Genomic DNA, 15,756 nt, shown 5'->3' with positions numbered 1-15,756 from the left:
GTTCTAGTTCTAGGAGTCCACGGCCAGGACGGAACGGCCCGGAAGATCCAACGGAGGGTTACGACTAGTCAGAACGGGCCGCAGATGGTCGACTTGGGCGACTACTGCAACACGTTCTCGTTGAGAGTGAGCCGGGCGGCGCAGACGCGGCCGGGCGCAGACAGGGAGCCCTCATGCCGCAGGACACGCCGCCGCAGGCCGCACCGCCCGCCGAACCCGGGGCCACGCCCCCCGTCACCCCGGCCGTCACCCCGCACGTCACCGACCACGGCGGCGGCGTCCACGGCATCAAGGTCCCGATCCCCGACAACCCGCTCGGCCACACCCTCGTCCACGTCCTCGACACCGGCCGCGGCCCCGTCCTCGTCGACACCGGCTGGGACGACCCCGAGTCCTGGGGCACCCTCGTCGCCGGCCTCGCCGCCCTCGGCATCCCGGTCGCCGACGTCCACGGCGTGCTCATCACCCACCACCACCCCGACCACCACGGCCTGTCCGGCCGGGTCCGCGAGGCCTCCGGCGCCTGGATCGCGATGCACGCCGCCGACACCGAGGTCGTCGTACGGACCCGCTCCACCGAGCCCGGCACCTGGTTCGACTACATGAGCGAGAAGCTGGCCACCGCCGGAGCCCCCGAGGAGCACGTCGCCCCCCTGCGGGCGGCCCGCGCGAGCGGCCGCATCCGCACCCTGCCGGGCCTGCGGGCCGCCGTCCCCGACCGGGAGATCGTCCCCGGCGAGCTGCTCCCCCTCGCCGGGCGGCGGCTGCGCGCCATCTGGACCCCCGGGCACACCCCCGGCCACGTCTGCCTGCACCTGGAGGAACAGCACCCGGCGAACCTCCCCGGCAACGGCCGCCTCTTCTCCGGGGACCACCTGCTGCCCGGGATCTCCCCACACATCGGCCTCTACGAGGACCCGTCGTCCGAGCTGGTCACCGACCCCCTCGGCGACTACCTCGACTCCCTCGAGCGGATCGGCCGACTCGACCCCGCCGAGGTGCTCCCCGCCCACCAGCACGCCTTCACCGACGCCCCGGCCCGGGTCCGCGAGCTGCTGCGCCACCACGAGGACCGGCTGACCGGGCTGTGGGAGCTGCTGGCCGAGCCGCTGACCCCGTGGGCGCTGGCGCAGCGCATGGAGTGGAACCGGCCCTGGGAGCAGATCCCGTACGGCTCCCGCAACATCGCCGTCTCCGAAGCGGAGGCCCATCTGCGGCGGCTGGTGAAGCAGGGCCGGGCCGAGGCGGTCCCGGGCAGCGACCCGGTCACCTACCGCGCACTGTGACGGCGCCAAGCCCTCCGGTAAGGGGTGCTACGGGCCGACGCCACCCTGCCGGATTGCTACGGGCCGGTACAGTGAGCCCGTCGTCCACCCTTCCGTACGGGAAGAAGCCGGTGAAATTCCGGCGCTGACCCGCAACCGTGACCCGCCCCGGCCCCGCCGGGCGGGGAGCCGGACCGCCCCGTACGCGAGGTGCGCGGCGCGCGCCGCCGGAGCCCCCGGCGGCCGGCACCGTCGAGGTAAACGGAGCCGGAGCCCGGCGCCCTGTGCGCGCCTGCCTCCTGCTCCCCAGCACGAGAGGCACCCGCCCCCATGAACGTCCGCCGCAGCGCCGCCGCGCTCGCCGCCTCCGCCGTGCTCTGCGTGGGCGCCGCCCCCGCAGCCCTCGCCGCGCCCTCCCCCTCCACCCCGCCGGTCCCGGTGATCCCGTCCGGGCTGTACGGCAAGAACGACCCGACGTACGACGGTGTGTGGCGGCAGTCCTTCGCGCTGCTGGCCCAGCAGACGGTCGGCGTCAAGCCGGCCAAGGAGGCCGTCGCCTGGCTCGTCGGCCAGCAGTGCGCGAACGGCGGCTTCGCCTCCTTCCGCGCGGACGCGGGCGCTGCCTGCGACGAGAAGACGATGTTCGACACGAACGCCACCGCGATGGCCGTGCAGGCGCTGAAGGCGCTGGGCGGCCAGGACGCGGCGGTGAAGAAGGGCGTGGACTGGCTGAAGTCCGTCCAGAACGAGGACGGCGGCTGGGCCTTCGTCCCCGGCACCCCCAGCGAGGGCAACTCCACCTCCCTCGTGATCGGCGCGCTGGCCGTGGCGGGCGAGACGCCGGCCGAGGTGAGGTCGAAGGCCGGCAAGTCCGCGTACGAGGGCCTGCTCGCCTTCCAGCTGGGCTGCGCCACCGAGCCCGCCGCCGACCGGGGTTCCTTCGGGTACCAGCCGGCCGACGGCAAGCTCCCGGCCAACGCCGATGCCACGGCCGCCGCGGTCCTGGCCGGCCTCGGTCAGGGAACGCTCGTGCCCCCCGCCTCGACGGACACCCCCGCGACCGCGCTGGCCTGCCCGGCGGGCGCCACCGACCCGGCGACCGCCGCCCAGGGTGCGGCCGGCTACCTGGCCGAGACGCTGAAGCAGGACGGCCACCTCACGGCCGTCACCCCCGGCGCCGACCAGCCGACCGCGGACACCGGCAACACCGCCGACGCGGTGATCGCGCTGGCCGCGGCCGGGCACACGCAGTCGGCGGCGGGCGCGCTGGAGTGGCTGAAGGCCAACTCGGCGCAGTGGGCCAACGGCAGCCCGGCCGCGCTCGCCACCCTGGTGCTGGTCGCACACGCGACGGGCACGGACCCGAAGTCGTTCGGCGGCACGGACCTGGTGACGGCCCTGAACGCAACGGGCCCGGCCCCGCAGACGGGTGAGGCCGCGGAGAAGCCCAAGGAGGACAAGGCTTCGGACTCGAACCGGAACGTGTGGTGGATCGTGGGCGCGGGCCTGGCGGCCGGCATGGGCATCGGCGTCCTGCTGAGCGGCCGCCGGAAGAAGAACCAGCTCTGATGCGTCGCCGCAGCCTGACCCCGCGGGCCCTCGCGTTCGGCATCCTCCTCACCCTCCTGGCGGCCTCGCCCGCGCTGGCGGCGGGCTACCGCTACTGGTCGTTCTGGGAGGGTTCGGGAGGCCAGTGGCAGTACGCCACGCAGGGCCCCTCGACGGCCCGACCGGCGGACGGCGCGGTCCTGGGCTTCCGCTTCGCGGTGAGTCAGGACGCGGCGGCCGAGGCGGCGAAGCCGCGCGCGGCGGCCGACTTCGCGTCGGTCTGCGCGGCCACTCCGGCCGCGGAGGGCCGCAAGCGGATCGCCGTGGTCATCGACTCCGGCGTCCCGGCGGACGCCCCGGCGGGCGACTCCCCGCCGCAGGACACCCCGCGCACGGCCTGCGCCCAGGTCGCCCCGGACGCCACGGCGGCCGAGGCCCTGGCAGCGGTGGCCAAGCCGCTCCGCTACAACAGCGCGGCGCTGCTGTGCGCGGTGTCGGGCTACCCGAAGCAGGGCTGCGGCGAACCGATCGCCGGCGCGGAAGAAAAGCCGCAGGCGAACGCGACGCCGAAGCCGTCGGCGCAGGCCGAGCCCGAGGACGGCGGCCCGTCGACGTCCCTGCTGGTCGGCCTGGCGGCGGTGGCCACCCTGGCGGCAGCCGCGGTCTGGCAATCCCGCCGCCGCCGATGACACCACCCACCACCCCCGGCTCACCCGAGTCCCCCCGCCCGGCGGAGCCCGCGGACGCGGCGGTGGCCGGCGTGCGCGGGGCCGGGAGGGTCACCGGGGCCGGTGGGTACGGCGGCCTTCGGCAGGCCACGGCGGGCGGTGCGGGTACGGTCCGCCCCCGCCGGCCCGCGGACGAAGGGGTGACACCGCCCGGGCCCGGGCGGGCCGGGGCGGGTGGTCCCGGGTCGGGGCCGACGTACGAGAAAAGCCGGATCCGCCGCGTGGCGGCGCCGCAGGCCCGTCGGGGGAACGCCCTGCACGCGGGAGCGTGGTGGCTCTGGGCGCTCGGCCTGGCCACGGCCGCCTCCCGCACCACCAATCCCCTGCTCCTCGGCCTGATCGTCGGCGTGGCCGGCTACGTCGTGGCCGCCCGCCGGACCTCCGCCCCCTGGGCGCGTTCCTACGGCGCCTTCCTCAAGCTCGGCCTCTTCGTCATCGGGCTCCGCCTCCTCTTCTCCGTGGTGCTCGGCTCCCCGATCCCCGGCGCGCACGTCCTGCTCACCCTCCCCGAGCTCCCGCTCCCCGCCTGGGCGGCCCAAGGCATCCGCATCGGCGGCCGCGTCACTGCCGAGCAGCTCGTCTTCGCCTTCTACGACGGCGCCAAGCTGGCCGCCCTCCTCGTCTGCGTCGGCGCCGCGAACGCCCTCGCCAATCCGGCGCGGCTGCTGAAATCCCTCCCGGCCGCCCTCTACGAGGCCGGTGTCGCCGTCGTCGTCGCCATGACCTTCGCGCCGAACATGGTCGCCGACGTCGCCCGCCTGCGGACCGCCCGCCGCCTGCGCGGCCGCCCCACCGGCGGCGTCAAGGCGATCCTGCAGATCGGCCTGCCCGTCCTGGAGGGCGCCCTCGAGCGCTCCGTCGCCGTCGCCGCCTCGATGGACGCCCGCGGCTACGGCCGCAGCGCGCAGGTCCCGCCCGCCGTCCGGCACACCACCAACGTCCTCACCCTCGGGGGCCTGCTCGGCATGTGCGCCGGCACGTACGGGCTGCTCGCCGCCGAGGGCGCCGTGTACGGGCTGCCGGTCCTGCTCATCGGCCTCGTCCTGGCCCTCGCGGGGCTGCGCCTGGGCGGGCGGCGCAGCATCCGGACCCGCTACCGGCCGGACCGCTGGGGGTGGCGTGCGTGGCTGGTCGCCGGGTCGGGTGCGGCGGTCGCGGCCGTCCTCGTCCGTGCCGCGGCCGTGGACCCGGACGCCCTCCTCCCCGGCGTCGTCCCCCTGGTCGCCCCCACGCTCCCGCTGTGGCCGGCGGCGGCGATCCTGATCGGCCTGCTCCCCGCCTTCGTGGCGCCCGTACCTCCGAAGGAAACAGCACTGTGATCCGCTTCGAGCAGGTGTCGGTCACGTACGACGGCGCCGCGCAGCCCACCCTGTGCGATGCCGATCTGGTGATCCCGGAGGGCGAGCTCACGCTCCTGGTCGGCCCGTCGGGCGTCGGCAAGTCGACCCTCCTCGGTGCGGTCTCCGGCCTGGTCCCGCATTTCACCGGGGGCACGCTGCGGGGCCGCGTCACCGTCGCCGGCCGCGACACCCGCACCCACATGCCGCGCGAGCTCGCCGATGTCGTGGGCACGGTCGGCCAGGACCCGCTCGCGCACTTCGTGACGGACGTGGTCGAGGACGAGCTCGCCTACGGCATGGAGTCCCTCGGCCTGGCCCCGGCCGTCATGCGCCGCCGGGTCGAGGAGACCCTGGACCTGCTGGGCCTGAACGAACTGCGCGACCGCCCCATCGCCACCCTCTCCGGCGGCCAGCAGCAAAGGGTCGCGATCGGCTCGGTCCTGACCCCGCACCCCAAGGTCCTGGTCCTGGACGAGCCCACGTCGGCGCTGGACCCGGCGGCGGCCGAGGAGGTCCTGGCGGTCCTCCAGCGCCTGGTCCACGACCTGGGCACGACGGTCCTGCTGGCGGAGCACCGCCTGGAACGCGTCGTCCAGTACGCGGACCGGATCCTCCTCCTCCCGGCCCCTGGCGCGGCGCCGGTCCTCGGCAGCCCGTCCTCGATCATGGCGGTCTCCCCGGTCCACCCCCCGGTGGTGGCCCTGGGCCGCCTGGCGAACTGGTCCCCCCTCCCCTTGTCGATCCGCGACGCCCGCCGCCGCTCCGCCCCCCTCCTCTCCCGCCTCCCCAACACAACCTCCACCCCCCAGCCCGCCCAGACCCGCCCGATGCCGCCCGCCGAGGCCCAGCCGACATCGCCCACCCCAGCCCGCCCGGTGCCGCCCGCCCAGGCCCAGCCGGTATCGCCTACCCCCCAGCCCGCCCAGGCCCAGCCGGTATCGCCCACCCCCCAGCCCGCCCAGGCCGCGCCGCACCACCCAGCCCCGCCGGCGTTTGAGGCGCGGGGTCTGGGGCGGAGCCCCAGGATCGGGAAGGGGCGGGGTGGGGAAGAAGCCCCGCGCAGCGGCCCCGCCCCCCGCCCCGGCATCCTGGCCCGCCTGCTCCGCCGGAGCGAGCCGTCCCCCGGCCCCGCCACCGGTACCGGAACCGGCAGCGCGACAGCGGCCGAAGCCGGTACGGGCACAGGCACAGGCACACACACCGCCACCGCCCATCCGGCCCCCGTGGCCAAGGCAACCGCCCTCTCCCTCCGCCGCGGCCGCGCCGAAGTCCTCCACGGCATCGACCTCTCCGTGGCCCCCGGCGAGACCATCGCCCTCATGGGCCGCAACGGCGCCGGCAAGTCCACCCTCCTCGCCACCCTCATCGGCACGCTCGCCCCCACCACCGGCACGGTGACCGTCGGCGGTCGCACCCCCCACCGCACCGCCCCGCAGGAGATGGTCCGGCGCGTGGGCCTCGTCCCGCAGGAACCCCGCGACCTCCTCTACGCGGACACCGTGGCCGCCGAGTGCTCCGCCGCCGACGCCGACGCCGGCGCGGCCCCCGGCACCTGCCGGGAGCTCGTCTCCGCCCTGCTTCCGGACGTCCCCGACGACACCCACCCCCGGGACCTCTCCGAGGGCCAGCGCCTGGCCCTCGCCCTGGCCCTCGTACTCACCGGCCGCCCCGCGCTGCTCCTGCTCGACGAGCCCACCCGCGGTCTGGACTACGCCGCCAAGGCCCGCCTGATCGAGATCCTGCGCGGCCTCGCCGCCGACGGGCACGCCATCGTCCTCGCCACCCACGACGTGGAGCTCGCCGCCGAGCTGGCCCACCGGGTGGTGATCCTGGCCGGCGGCGAGATCGTCGCGGACGGCCCGACCGCCGAGGTCGTCGTGTCGTCCCCGGCCTTCGCCCCCCAGGTGGCCAAGATCCTGGCCCCGGGCCACTGGCTCACGGTGACCCAGGTCGCGAATGCCCTGGCCGAGACCGAAGCCGAAACCCAGACCGAAGCCCAGACCGAGGCCGAGGCCACATGAGCACCCCCTCCCGCCCCCTCCGCATCGGCCCCCGCGCCGCCGCCGCACTGCTCCTCGTCACCCTCATCGGCATCGCGGCCTTCGCCTGGCCCCTCCTCGCCGACCGCCAGTCCGGCCTCGCCCACTCCCAGGACGCCCCCTGGCTCTTCGCGGCGCTGCTCCCCCTCCTCGTCGCCGTCGTCGTCGCGACCATCGCCGACCAGGGCATGGACGCCAAGGCGGTGGCGATGCTCGGCGTCCTCGCCGCGGTGGGGGCCGCCCTCAGACCCCTGGGCGCCGGCACGGCCGGCCTGGAGCCGATGTTCTTCCTGATGGTGCTCAGCGGCCGCGTCCTCGGCCCGGGCTTCGGCTTCGTCCTCGGCTCGGTCACGATGTTCGCCTCCGCCCTGCTCACGGGCGGGGTCGGGCCGTGGATGCCGTTCCAGATGCTGGCGATGGGCTGGTTCTCGCTGGGCGCCGGGCTGCTGCCCGGCGCGGTGGGGGTCCCCCCTGCTCGAGCGAAGCCGAGAGCTTGGGGGAGGATCCGGGGCCGGGCGGAGCTGCTGATGCTGGCGGCGTACGGCTTCGTGGGCTCGTTCGCGTACGGCACGATCATGAACCTGCAGGGCTGGGTGCTCCTGCAGGGCATGGGCCAGGGCATCTCCTTCCACCCGGGGGATCCGGTCACCGCCAACCTGGCCCGCTTCCTGGCGTACTGCGCGGCGACGTCGCTGGGCTGGGACCTGGGCCGGGCCGCGCTGACCGTCGTACTGACCCTCGCGGTCGGCGGCACGCTGCTGAAGGCGCTGCGGCGGGCGGTGCGAAAAGCGGCGTTCGAGGCGCCCGTTTCCTTCGGTTCGGGTTGAAAGTGGCCCGGCGCACACACCATTTCGTGTAACGAACCACCACAGAAGGTGACATTCGAGCCTTGTCCCGGTGACTCACCCCATAGGACCCACGTCACATACGACGCGGGGTAGTAGCCCTCACGGACCTCCCCCCACGACCCGGAAACCGGCCCTCGCCTGCAAGAACGCCAACACCCCCGCCGCAAGCCCGCCGGCCCCCGGCTGCGAGGGCGGCTAGTAATCGGGGTCGTTGCCAGAGCCTCGGGGACCTGTCTAACTGGTGTTGTCGCCACGGCGGCCCGGGGCCTTCGCCCCCCGCCCGACGAACCCCTCTCCTCTGCGTGAGTGGCTCACGCATGTCCTCGGCATGCGGCGACCGCCCTTGTCCCCTGCGGAAGGTTTCATCCGTGTCCCACGTCATCCGTCGCATCGCCGCCTCCAAGAAGGCCCTCGCCGGCTCCATCGTCGCCCTGGGCGTCGCCGGCACCATGCTCGCCACGGTCCCCGCTCAGGCGGCCCCGATGAGCGCCAAGGCGATCGCACACCAGATGATCAAGGACCCGGCCCAGTTCGCCGCCTTCGACAAGATCATTTCCCACGAGAGCGGCTGGGACCACACCGCCACGAACGCCTCCTCGGGTGCCTACGGCCTGGCCCAGGCCCTGCCGGCCTCGAAGATGGCCTCCGCGGGTGCGGACTGGAAGACCAACCCGGCCACCCAGATCAAGTGGGGCCTGGACTACATGAACTCCCGCTACGGCAGCCCCGTCGGCGCCTGGAACTTCTGGCAGGCCAACCACTGGTACTAAGCCACCAGTGAGCGCTTTGCCGCACGAGCAGTGCGAAGGCCCCGGTGGCCGGACCTCCCCAGGTCCGGCCACCGGGGCCTTCTGTTTCCCATCCCACAGGGTTCAGTGCACGCCGCGCGCGCTCACAGCCGCTGGATGATCGTCCCGGTCGCCAGCGCGCCTCCCGCGCACATGGTGATCAGCGCGAATTCCTTGTCGCGGCGCTCGAGCTCGTGCAGCGCGGTGGTGATCAGCCGGGCTCCGGTCGCGCCGACGGGGTGGCCGAGTGCGATGCCGCCGCCGTTGACGTTGACCTTCTCCAGGTCCTGCTCGAAGACCTGGGCCCAGCTGAGGACGACCGAGGCGAAGGCCTCGTTGATCTCGACCAGGTCGATGTCCCTGAGGGACATCCCGGCCTTGCCGAGCACGGCCCGCGTCGCGTCGATCGGCCCGTCGAGGTGGTAGTGCGGGTCGGCGCCGACCAGGGTCTGGGCGACGATCCGGGCGCGCGGCCTGAGCTTGAGCGCGCGGGCCATCTTCCGCGAGGCCCACATCACGGCGGCGGCCCCGTCGGATATCTGCGAGGAGTTCCCGGCGGTGTGCACGGCGGTCGGCATGACCGGCTTGAGCCGGGCCAGCGCCTCCATGCTCGTGTCGCGCAGCCCCTCGTCGCGGTCGACCAGCCGCCACATTCCCTGCCCGGCGGCCTGCTCCTCCTCCGTCGTCGGGACCTGGACGGCGAAGGTCTCCCGCTTGAACCGCTCCTCGGCCCATGCGGTGGCGGCCCGCTCCTGGGAGAGCAGCCCGAGCCGGTCGACGTCCTCCCGGGTCAGGCCCCGGTGGCGGGCGATCCGCTCGGCGGCCTCGAACTGGTTGGGGAGGTCGACGTTCCACTCGTCCGGGAACGGCTTGCCGGGGCCGTGCTTGGAGCCGGACCCCAGCGGCACCCGGCTCATCGCCTCGACGCCGCAGGCGATGCCGATGTCCATGACACCGCCGGAGATCATGTTGGCGACCATGTGGTTGGCCTGCTGGGAGCTGCCGCACTGGCAGTCCACGGTGGTCGCGGCGGTCTCGTACGGCAGGCCCATGGCGAGCCACGCGTTGCGCGCCGGGTTCATGGACTGCTCACCGGCGTGGGTGACGGTGCCGCCGACGATCTGCTCGACGCAGTCGGGCTGGATTCCGGTCCGGGCGAGGAGTTCGCGGTACGTCTCGCCGAGCAGGTAGGCGGGATGGAGGTTGGCGAGCGCGCCCCCGCGCTTGCCGATGGGGGTGCGTACGGCTTCGACGATGACGGGTTCCGCGGCCATGAGCTCGTCCTCTCCTGCACTGTGCCGGCGCGGCGGGCCGTCCCGGCGCCCCGCCCGAACTAGTACGCGTTCTAGTTCTCCTCGCAGTCTTATGACCCGGAGGCCCGGCACGCAAGGGTCTTGCACGCGGCTTACACGGATTCCACACGCAACAGTTGGCGCGAGGACCCTTGTCACTTCTGGAACTCGTTACTACCTTCAAGCCAACTTCTGATGGGCCGTCAGACTTTGGAGTCGCCCGATGCCCTGTCCCGCGCTGCCCGAAGGCTTCGACGCCACCGACCCCGACCTCCTCCAGGACCGGGTCCCGTTCCCCGAGTTCGCGCAGCTGCGGCAGACCGCACCCGTGTGGTGGTGCCCCCAGCAGCGCGGCATCACCGGATTCGACGACGAGGGCTACTGGGTCGTGACCCGGCACGCGGACGTCAAGTACGTATCCACGCACCCGGAGTTGTTCTCCTCCACCACCAATACGGCGATCATCCGCTTCAACGAGCACATCCAGCGCGAACAGATAGATGCCCAGCGCTTGATCATGCTGAACATGGACCCGCCGGAACACACCCGCGTACGCCAGATCGTGCAGCGCGGTTTCACCCCGCGGGCCATCCGCGGCCTGGAGGAGGCCCTGCGCGACCGGGCCCGGAAGATCGTCGAGCAGGCGCTGGAGGCCTCGGCCGACGGCAGCTTCGACTTCGTGACGCAGGTCGCGTGCGAGCTCCCGCTGCAGGCCATCGCCGAACTGATCGGCGTACCGCAGGAGGACCGCCTGCGCATCTTCGACTGGTCGAACAAGATGATCGCGTACGACGACCCCGAGTACGCGATCACCGAGGAGGTCGGCTCCAACGCGGCCATGGAGCTCATCGGCTACGCCATGAACCTCTCCGCCGCCCGCAAGGAGTGCCCGGCCAAGGACATCGTCACGCAGCTGGTGGCGGCCGAGGGCCAGGGCAACCTGGGCTCCGACGAGTTCGGCTTCTTCGTGCTGCTCCTGGCGGTCGCCGGCAACGAGACCACGCGCAACGCCATCAGCCACGGCATGCACGCCTTCCTGACCCACCCCGACCAGTGGGAGCTGTACAAGGCGACCCGGCCGGCGACGGCCGCCGAGGAGATCGTCCGCTGGGCCACCCCGGTGGTGTCGTTCCAGCGCACCGCCACCCAGGACACCGAACTGGGCGGGCAGAAGATCAAGGCGGGCGACCGGGTGGGGCTGTTCTACTCCTCCGCCAACCACGACCCCGAGGTCTTCACCGACCCCGACCGCTTCGACATCACCCGCGATCCGAACCCGCACCTGGGCTTCGGCGGCGGCGGCCCGCACTTCTGCCTCGGCAAGTCCCTGGCCATCATGGAGATCGACCTGATCTTCAACGCGCTGGCCGACACCCTGCCCGACCTGCGCCTGACCGGCGAGGAACCGCGCCGGCTGCGGGCCGCCTGGCTCAACGGCATCAAGGAGCTCCGGGTCAGCCACGGTTGAGCACGTGTCCGCGGCCGTACCGGTTCCACGGCGGCAGGGGCCGCTCCTCCCACGCCCCGGCCCCTGCCGTCGCCTGGAATGCCGCCGAGGGCGCGCCCGGCGTACGGGCGGGGCGCATCGGGGGCGCACGTATGCCGGATTGTTGACTTCCGGACCATTGTCCTGAGACCGGTGGGGCGTCACACTGCGCGGATGAACCTTCACGCTGCCGATACAGACACCGCTCACCGGGTGGATGCCCGCTGGCAGCGGCTGCCCACGACGTGGCGGCTGATCCAGGAGCGCGGCGGGCCCGAGACGCTCTGCCGCGGTGTCATCGAGCTCATCGAGGCCGCCTCCGCGCAGCCGCAGCTGCGTCGGCTGTACCCGTTCACCCGCCAGTGGACCCTGTGGTTCAGCTCCCGCACCCGCCACCCCTTCGAGGTGGAGGCACCGGCCGTCGAGCCCACGCCCGACGGCCGCTTCCGGGTGCGCAGCCCCAGCCTGACCACCGTCATCGCCGAGACCGACACCGCCGAGGCCGCCATCGCGCTCGTCGTGGACCGGCTCTCCTCGGGCGGCGCGGCGGGCCACTGATCGCCCCGGGTGGCGCAGGGGCCGCCGACGGCGGATCCTGACAGGACGCGGCGATCCACCGAAGGGGTGCCGGGGCGGGCACACGGCCTGCCCCGGCACCCCTTCGGCCGCCCCTGTGGCACCCCTTCGGCCGCCCCTGTGGCACCCCTTCGCGCTGCGGAACCCGCCCGTCGGGCGCGGCTGCTCAGCGCGCGCTGCTCAGGCGCAGTTGCTCAGGCGCGGTTGCTCAGGCGCGGCTGCGCGTGGCGGCGCCCACGCGCTCCGGCTCGCGCGGCCGCGGCACGCTCAGCCCGGCCGGCAGGGCGGCGCCGCGCGGCCCCGACAGGACGTACACGAGCCCGAACCCGGCGCTGATGACGACCGCGCCGCCGACCGCGTCGAGCACCCAGTGGTTGGCGGTGGCGACGATCGCGCACACCGTGATCAGCGGGTGCAGCGCCCCGAGGAGCTTCTGCCAGCCCTTCGGCGCGAGCGTGATGATCACGATCCCGCACCACAGCGACCAGCCGAAGTGCAGCGAGGGCATCGCCGCGTACTGGTTGGAGATCGCGGTCATCGCCCCGTACTGCGGGTGGGCCAGATCCTGCGGCCCGTGCACGGTGTCGATGAAGCCGAGCGCGGGCATCAGCCGCGGCGGCGCCAGCGGGTACAGCCAGAAGCCGACGAGCGCGAGGACGGTGCCCAGGCCCAGGGAGGCGCGGGCCCAGCGGTAGTCGCCCGGCCTGCGCCAGTACAGGACCGCCAGGATCGTCAGCGGCACCACGAAGTGGAACGACGTGTAGTAGAAGTTGAAGAACTTCTCCAGCCAGGGCAGGTTCACGACGGCGTGGTTGACGGCGTGCTCGATGTCGATGCCCAGCGCCCGCTCGACGGCGTGGATCTGACTCCCGTGCCCCTCGGCGACGCTGCGGCTGCTCGGCGCGGCGGCCCGGATGTGCGAGTACAGCGAGTACCCCACCCGTATCAGCAGCAGCTCCAGCAACAGGTTCGGGCGCGAGAGCACGCGCCGCCAGAACGGCATCAGCGGCACCCGCGACCACCGGGCGGCGGCCGGCCGGCCGTACGCCGTCGCGACGGGCTCGCGCCAGTACGGCGAGGAACGCGGCAGGAACGGCACCGCGCAGGCCGCCGCCAGCGCGGCGAGGAGCAGCACGTTGTCCCGTACGGGGGCCAGCGCGGCCAGGTTGGGCAGCAGCACGTCGCTGGGCAGCGTCATGGCGAGCACCACGGCCACCGGCCACACGGGCCGGTCCGCCGCCCGCTTGCCGACCTTGCCGGCCACCGCGAGCAGCACCCACAGCAGCTGGTGGCGCCAGCCGGTCGGCGCCACGGCGACGGCCACGCAGCCGGTGACGGCCACCGCGAGCAGCAGCTGGCCGTCGCGGGCGTAGCGGGCCGCGCGGCGCAGGCCGACCCAGGCGATCCCGGCCGCGAGGGCCACGTACAGCAGGATCTCGAGGGGGCCGCTCAGGCCGAGCCGCAGCAGCGCGCCGTGCACGGACTGGTTGGCGAGGCTGTCGGGGGCGTCGCCGAGGCCGGTGCCGGCCAGGTGGTGGACCCAGTACGTCCAGGAGTCGCGGGGCAGGGCCGCCCAGGACAACGCGGTGGCTCCGGCGAACGTCACGGCGGCGGTCTTGGCGGTGGGGCGGCGGCCGGTCAGCCACAGCAGCGGCGCGAACAGCAGCAGGGCCGGCTGGAGCGCGGCGGCGAGACCGACGAGGAAGCCGGCCGGGCGCTCGCCGGGCACCCGGAACACGGCCAGCAGCACCAGCAGCACGGGCAGGACGGCGGTCTGGCCCGGCGAGGCGGCCGCCCGGACGGGCAGCGACACCATCATCAGCCCGACCAGCACGGGCGCGGCGAGCAGCGCGGTGCGCCGCGGCACGGGATCGGGCAGACCGCGCGCGGCGACCAGCCCGACGGCGGCGACGAACAGCAGCGTCACACAGGTCCAGGCCACCTCCAGGGAGGGCGCCGCAAGACCGAGGAACGGCCTCAGGACCATCCCGGCGAAGGGGGTCCCGGTGAACTGGCCGCCGTCGTAGAGCGAGCCGGGAAAACTGCTGGGGAGCTGGAACTCGCTGAGCCACTCGCCCGGTGGCACGCGCAGCACTGCGGCGGCCTGTCTGACGGCGAGGACACCGGCCAGCGCCCACAGGAGGAACCGTGCCGCCCCCAGCCTGCCGCTACCGCCTATGACCCCGGCATGTCCGTTCGCACCACCGTGCTCTGCCGCGTTAGCCACGCCTCGCCGGCCTCCCGCCCTGTTGACCGCAACCTTGACTTCGCCTGGCTGCCGCGTTTCATGCACCACTTGATTACCTGGGAGGACGATATCCCGCACGCGATCCCTAGGATGGCGGGCATGAGCATCGTGAAGATCAACGCACTGGCCGTGCCCGCCGAGCAGCGGGAAGTACTGGAGCAGCGGTTCGCCTCGCGGGCGGGCGCCGTGGAGGGTTCGGACGGGTTCGAGTGGTTCGAGCTGCTGCGTCCCGTCGAGGGGACCGACCAGTACCTGGTGTACACGCGGTGGCGCTCGGAGGAGGACTTCCAGGCGTGGATGGAGGGGCCCATGAAGGCGGCGCACCAAGGCGGCGGCGCGGGTTCCGGTGAGCGGCCGAAGCCGGCGGCCTCCGGTTCGACGGTGTGGTCGTTCGAGGTCGTGCAGCAGGCGGCGCCGAAGCCGCAGGGCTGAGTCCGGGGCGGGACGAGGAGGCCGGAACGGCTGGAACGGTCGGCTGGATCAGCCCCAGAAGCGGTCCTCCTCGTCGATGTCCTGCGTGCACTGGTCGACGTCGGTGATCTTCCCGCCGACGATCGTGAAGAAGAGGCCGCCCTGGATCTCGATCCCGTGGTCGCCGCGGTCGCCGCGCGCCGTGTGGAAGGTCATGGCGTGGCCGCGCCCGTCGACCAGCACCGAGTGCAGATCGACCTGGAAGGTGCCGTTCGTCTCCTCGCCGAACCGCCGGTACAGGTCGAGGACGGCTTCACGGCCCTTGTGGTGCCCCGAGAGCGGGTTGCTGCCGGGCACGTGGTGGATGACGTCGGCCGTCATCAGCGTGCCCAGCGTCTCCATGTCGCCCTTGCCGAAGGCCTCGTAACCGCGGCGGATCAGGGCAGCGTCAGGGTGCTCGGACATGGCGTCTCACGCCCTCCGTGTGAGTGATATGCATCTTTTCCTATCATCGGCCCGTACCTGTGGATATTCCACGCGGCGAGACGCGTACGGACTCCACAATGGCGCCATGAACATCAACAGCACGAGCAGCAGCTCCACCGCCCCCGCCCTCCGCGAGGCGGGCGACTGGACCGTCGTCGCCGAGCACTTCGCCACCGCCGACGCCACCGCGCTGCGCCGCGCGTACTACGCGGAGGTCGCCGGCCGGTACTGGGAACGGTCCGTCACCGAGGCCGAGATCGACGCGGGCCTGCGGGACGACCCGGACGACGGGCTGGTCCCGCCGACGGGCCAGTTCGCGGTCGGCCGGCTGGACGGCAGGCCCCTGGCCTGCGGCGGCATACGACTGCTCGACCCCATCACCGCCGAGCTCACCAGGGTGTACGTGGACCCCCGCGCCCGCGGCACCGGCGGCGGGGCGGCGCTGCTCGCCGTCTTGGAGGACGAGGCCCGCGCGCTGGGCGCCGAGCGGGTCCGGCTCGACACCCGGTCGGACCTGGTCGAGGCCCGGGCGTTGTACACGCGGCACGGGTACGCGGAGATACCGGCGTACAACGCGGGCCGGTATGCGGAGCACTGGTTCGAGAAGCCCCTGGTCTGAGCCCGGTCGGCGGACGCCCGGAACGAGGCTGCCTCAGCCGGAGACGGGCGCGAGGTCCGCACCCCTGGACGCCGTATCCGCA

At 73.5% G+C, this 15,756-nt stretch carries 14 protein-coding genes; 11 read left to right on the top strand and 3 right to left on the bottom strand.

Annotated elements, in window-relative coordinates:
• The first annotated feature begins 173 nt into the window (after positions 1–173).
• The 7 genes from OG299_RS26925 to OG299_RS26895 all read left to right on the top strand — a co-directional run bounded on the left by OG299_RS26925 (position 174) and on the right by OG299_RS26895 (position 8,538).
• Positions 174–1,286, top strand: a complete 1,113-nt coding sequence (locus tag OG299_RS26925) for a Strvi_7410 family MBL fold metallo-hydrolase (RefSeq protein ID WP_266629648.1) — start codon at positions 174–176, stop codon at positions 1,284–1,286.
• Between the two features lie 309 nt (positions 1,287–1,595).
• Positions 1,596–2,834 (top strand): SCO2321 family membrane protein, encoded by a 1,239-nt coding sequence (locus tag OG299_RS26920; RefSeq protein WP_327362871.1) that lies wholly within the window; start codon positions 1,596–1,598, stop codon positions 2,832–2,834.
• Positions 2,834–3,502 (top strand): SCO2322 family protein, encoded by a 669-nt coding sequence (locus tag OG299_RS26915; RefSeq protein WP_266629644.1) that lies wholly within the window; start codon positions 2,834–2,836, stop codon positions 3,500–3,502. Before OG299_RS26920 ends, OG299_RS26915 begins: the two co-directional genes overlap by 1 nt.
• A gap of 251 nt (positions 3,503–3,753) precedes the next feature.
• Positions 3,754–4,860, top strand: coding sequence for an energy-coupling factor transporter transmembrane component T family protein (locus OG299_RS26910; RefSeq protein WP_406514159.1), 1,107 nt, complete (start codon positions 3,754–3,756; stop codon positions 4,858–4,860).
• A complete protein-coding gene (locus tag OG299_RS26905) occupies positions 4,857–6,902 on the top strand; it encodes an ABC transporter ATP-binding protein (RefSeq protein WP_266629640.1) in 2,046 nt (681 codons plus the stop codon). The genes OG299_RS26910 and OG299_RS26905 overlap by 4 nt, the downstream gene beginning before the upstream one ends.
• The gene (locus OG299_RS26900) at positions 6,899–7,747 is read left to right on the top strand and encodes an ECF transporter S component (protein ID WP_266629638.1); all 849 of its coding nucleotides are present in this window, start codon (positions 6,899–6,901) and stop codon (positions 7,745–7,747) included. Before OG299_RS26905 ends, OG299_RS26900 begins: the two co-directional genes overlap by 4 nt.
• A gap of 338 nt (positions 7,748–8,085) precedes the next feature.
• Positions 8,086–8,538, top strand: coding sequence for an aggregation-promoting factor C-terminal-like domain-containing protein (locus tag OG299_RS26895; protein WP_266629636.1), 453 nt, complete (start codon positions 8,086–8,088; stop codon positions 8,536–8,538).
• 122 nt (positions 8,539–8,660) lie between these two features.
• Here the strand turns inward: OG299_RS26895 and OG299_RS26890 are convergent, their stop codons facing one another.
• Positions 8,661–9,830, bottom strand: coding sequence for a steroid 3-ketoacyl-CoA thiolase (locus tag OG299_RS26890; protein ID WP_266667407.1), 1,170 nt, complete (start codon positions 9,828–9,830; stop codon positions 8,661–8,663).
• Between the two features lie 241 nt (positions 9,831–10,071).
• Here OG299_RS26890 and OG299_RS26885 point away from each other — a divergent pair, with 241 nt between their 5' ends.
• Positions 10,072–11,316 (top strand): cytochrome P450, encoded by a 1,245-nt coding sequence (locus OG299_RS26885; protein WP_327362869.1) that lies wholly within the window; start codon positions 10,072–10,074, stop codon positions 11,314–11,316.
• A gap of 192 nt (positions 11,317–11,508) precedes the next feature.
• The gene (locus tag OG299_RS26880) at positions 11,509–11,892 is read left to right on the top strand and encodes a DUF6193 family natural product biosynthesis protein (protein ID WP_266629630.1); all 384 of its coding nucleotides are present in this window, start codon (positions 11,509–11,511) and stop codon (positions 11,890–11,892) included.
• 226 nt (positions 11,893–12,118) lie between these two features.
• Here the strand turns inward: OG299_RS26880 and OG299_RS26875 are convergent, their stop codons facing one another.
• Positions 12,119–14,137 carry a bifunctional glycosyltransferase 87/phosphatase PAP2 family protein gene (locus OG299_RS26875; protein ID WP_327362868.1) on the bottom strand — a complete coding sequence of 673 codons (2,019 nt, stop codon included), beginning with the start codon at positions 14,135–14,137 and terminating at the stop codon, positions 12,119–12,121.
• 120 nt (positions 14,138–14,257) lie between these two features.
• On the opposite strand from OG299_RS26875, the gene OG299_RS26870 reads away from it, so the two are divergent.
• Positions 14,258–14,590 (top strand): antibiotic biosynthesis monooxygenase family protein, encoded by a 333-nt coding sequence (locus OG299_RS26870; RefSeq protein WP_327362867.1) that lies wholly within the window; start codon positions 14,258–14,260, stop codon positions 14,588–14,590.
• A gap of 48 nt (positions 14,591–14,638) precedes the next feature.
• Here OG299_RS26870 and OG299_RS26865 read toward each other — a convergent pair whose 3' ends face one another.
• Positions 14,639–15,034: a nuclear transport factor 2 family protein gene (locus OG299_RS26865; RefSeq protein WP_266629627.1), complete on the bottom strand. Its 396-nt coding sequence runs from the start codon at positions 15,032–15,034 to the stop codon at positions 14,639–14,641.
• 106 nt (positions 15,035–15,140) lie between these two features.
• Here OG299_RS26865 and OG299_RS26860 point away from each other — a divergent pair, with 106 nt between their 5' ends.
• Complete coding sequence (locus OG299_RS26860) at positions 15,141–15,674, top strand: GNAT family N-acetyltransferase (RefSeq protein ID WP_266629625.1); 534 nt, start codon at positions 15,141–15,143, stop codon at positions 15,672–15,674.
• Positions 15,675–15,756: the final 82 nt, after the last annotated feature.

The organism is Streptomyces sp. NBC_01296 (assembly GCF_035984415.1).
GTDB lineage: Bacteria > Actinomycetota > Actinomycetes > Streptomycetales > Streptomycetaceae > Streptomyces.
This window is presented reverse-complemented; position numbering and strand designations above follow the sequence as displayed.

Bases quoted from the DNA above. Each gene is read 5' to 3' on its own strand.
- OG299_RS26895 (WP_266629636.1), top strand. From the start codon at position 8,086: ATGTCCTCGGCATGCGGCGACCGCCCTTGTCCCCTGCGGAAGGTTTCA.
- OG299_RS26865 (WP_266629627.1), bottom strand. From the start codon at position 15,034: ATGTCCGAGCACCCTGACGCTGCCCTGATCCGCCGCGGTTACGAGGCC.
- OG299_RS26900 (WP_266629638.1), top strand. From the start codon at position 6,899: ATGAGCACCCCCTCCCGCCCCCTCCGCATCGGCCCCCGCGCCGCCGCC.
- OG299_RS26885 (WP_327362869.1), top strand. From the start codon at position 10,072: ATGCCCTGTCCCGCGCTGCCCGAAGGCTTCGACGCCACCGACCCCGAC.
- OG299_RS26860 (WP_266629625.1), top strand. From the start codon at position 15,141: ATGAACATCAACAGCACGAGCAGCAGCTCCACCGCCCCCGCCCTCCGC.
- OG299_RS26870 (WP_327362867.1), top strand. From the start codon at position 14,258: ATGAGCATCGTGAAGATCAACGCACTGGCCGTGCCCGCCGAGCAGCGG.
- OG299_RS26890 (WP_266667407.1), bottom strand. From the start codon at position 9,830: ATGGCCGCGGAACCCGTCATCGTCGAAGCCGTACGCACCCCCATCGGC.
- OG299_RS26920 (WP_327362871.1), top strand. From the start codon at position 1,596: ATGAACGTCCGCCGCAGCGCCGCCGCGCTCGCCGCCTCCGCCGTGCTC.
- OG299_RS26925 (WP_266629648.1), top strand. From the start codon at position 174: ATGCCGCAGGACACGCCGCCGCAGGCCGCACCGCCCGCCGAACCCGGG.
- OG299_RS26915 (WP_266629644.1), top strand. From the start codon at position 2,834: ATGCGTCGCCGCAGCCTGACCCCGCGGGCCCTCGCGTTCGGCATCCTC.
- OG299_RS26880 (WP_266629630.1), top strand. From the start codon at position 11,509: ATGAACCTTCACGCTGCCGATACAGACACCGCTCACCGGGTGGATGCC.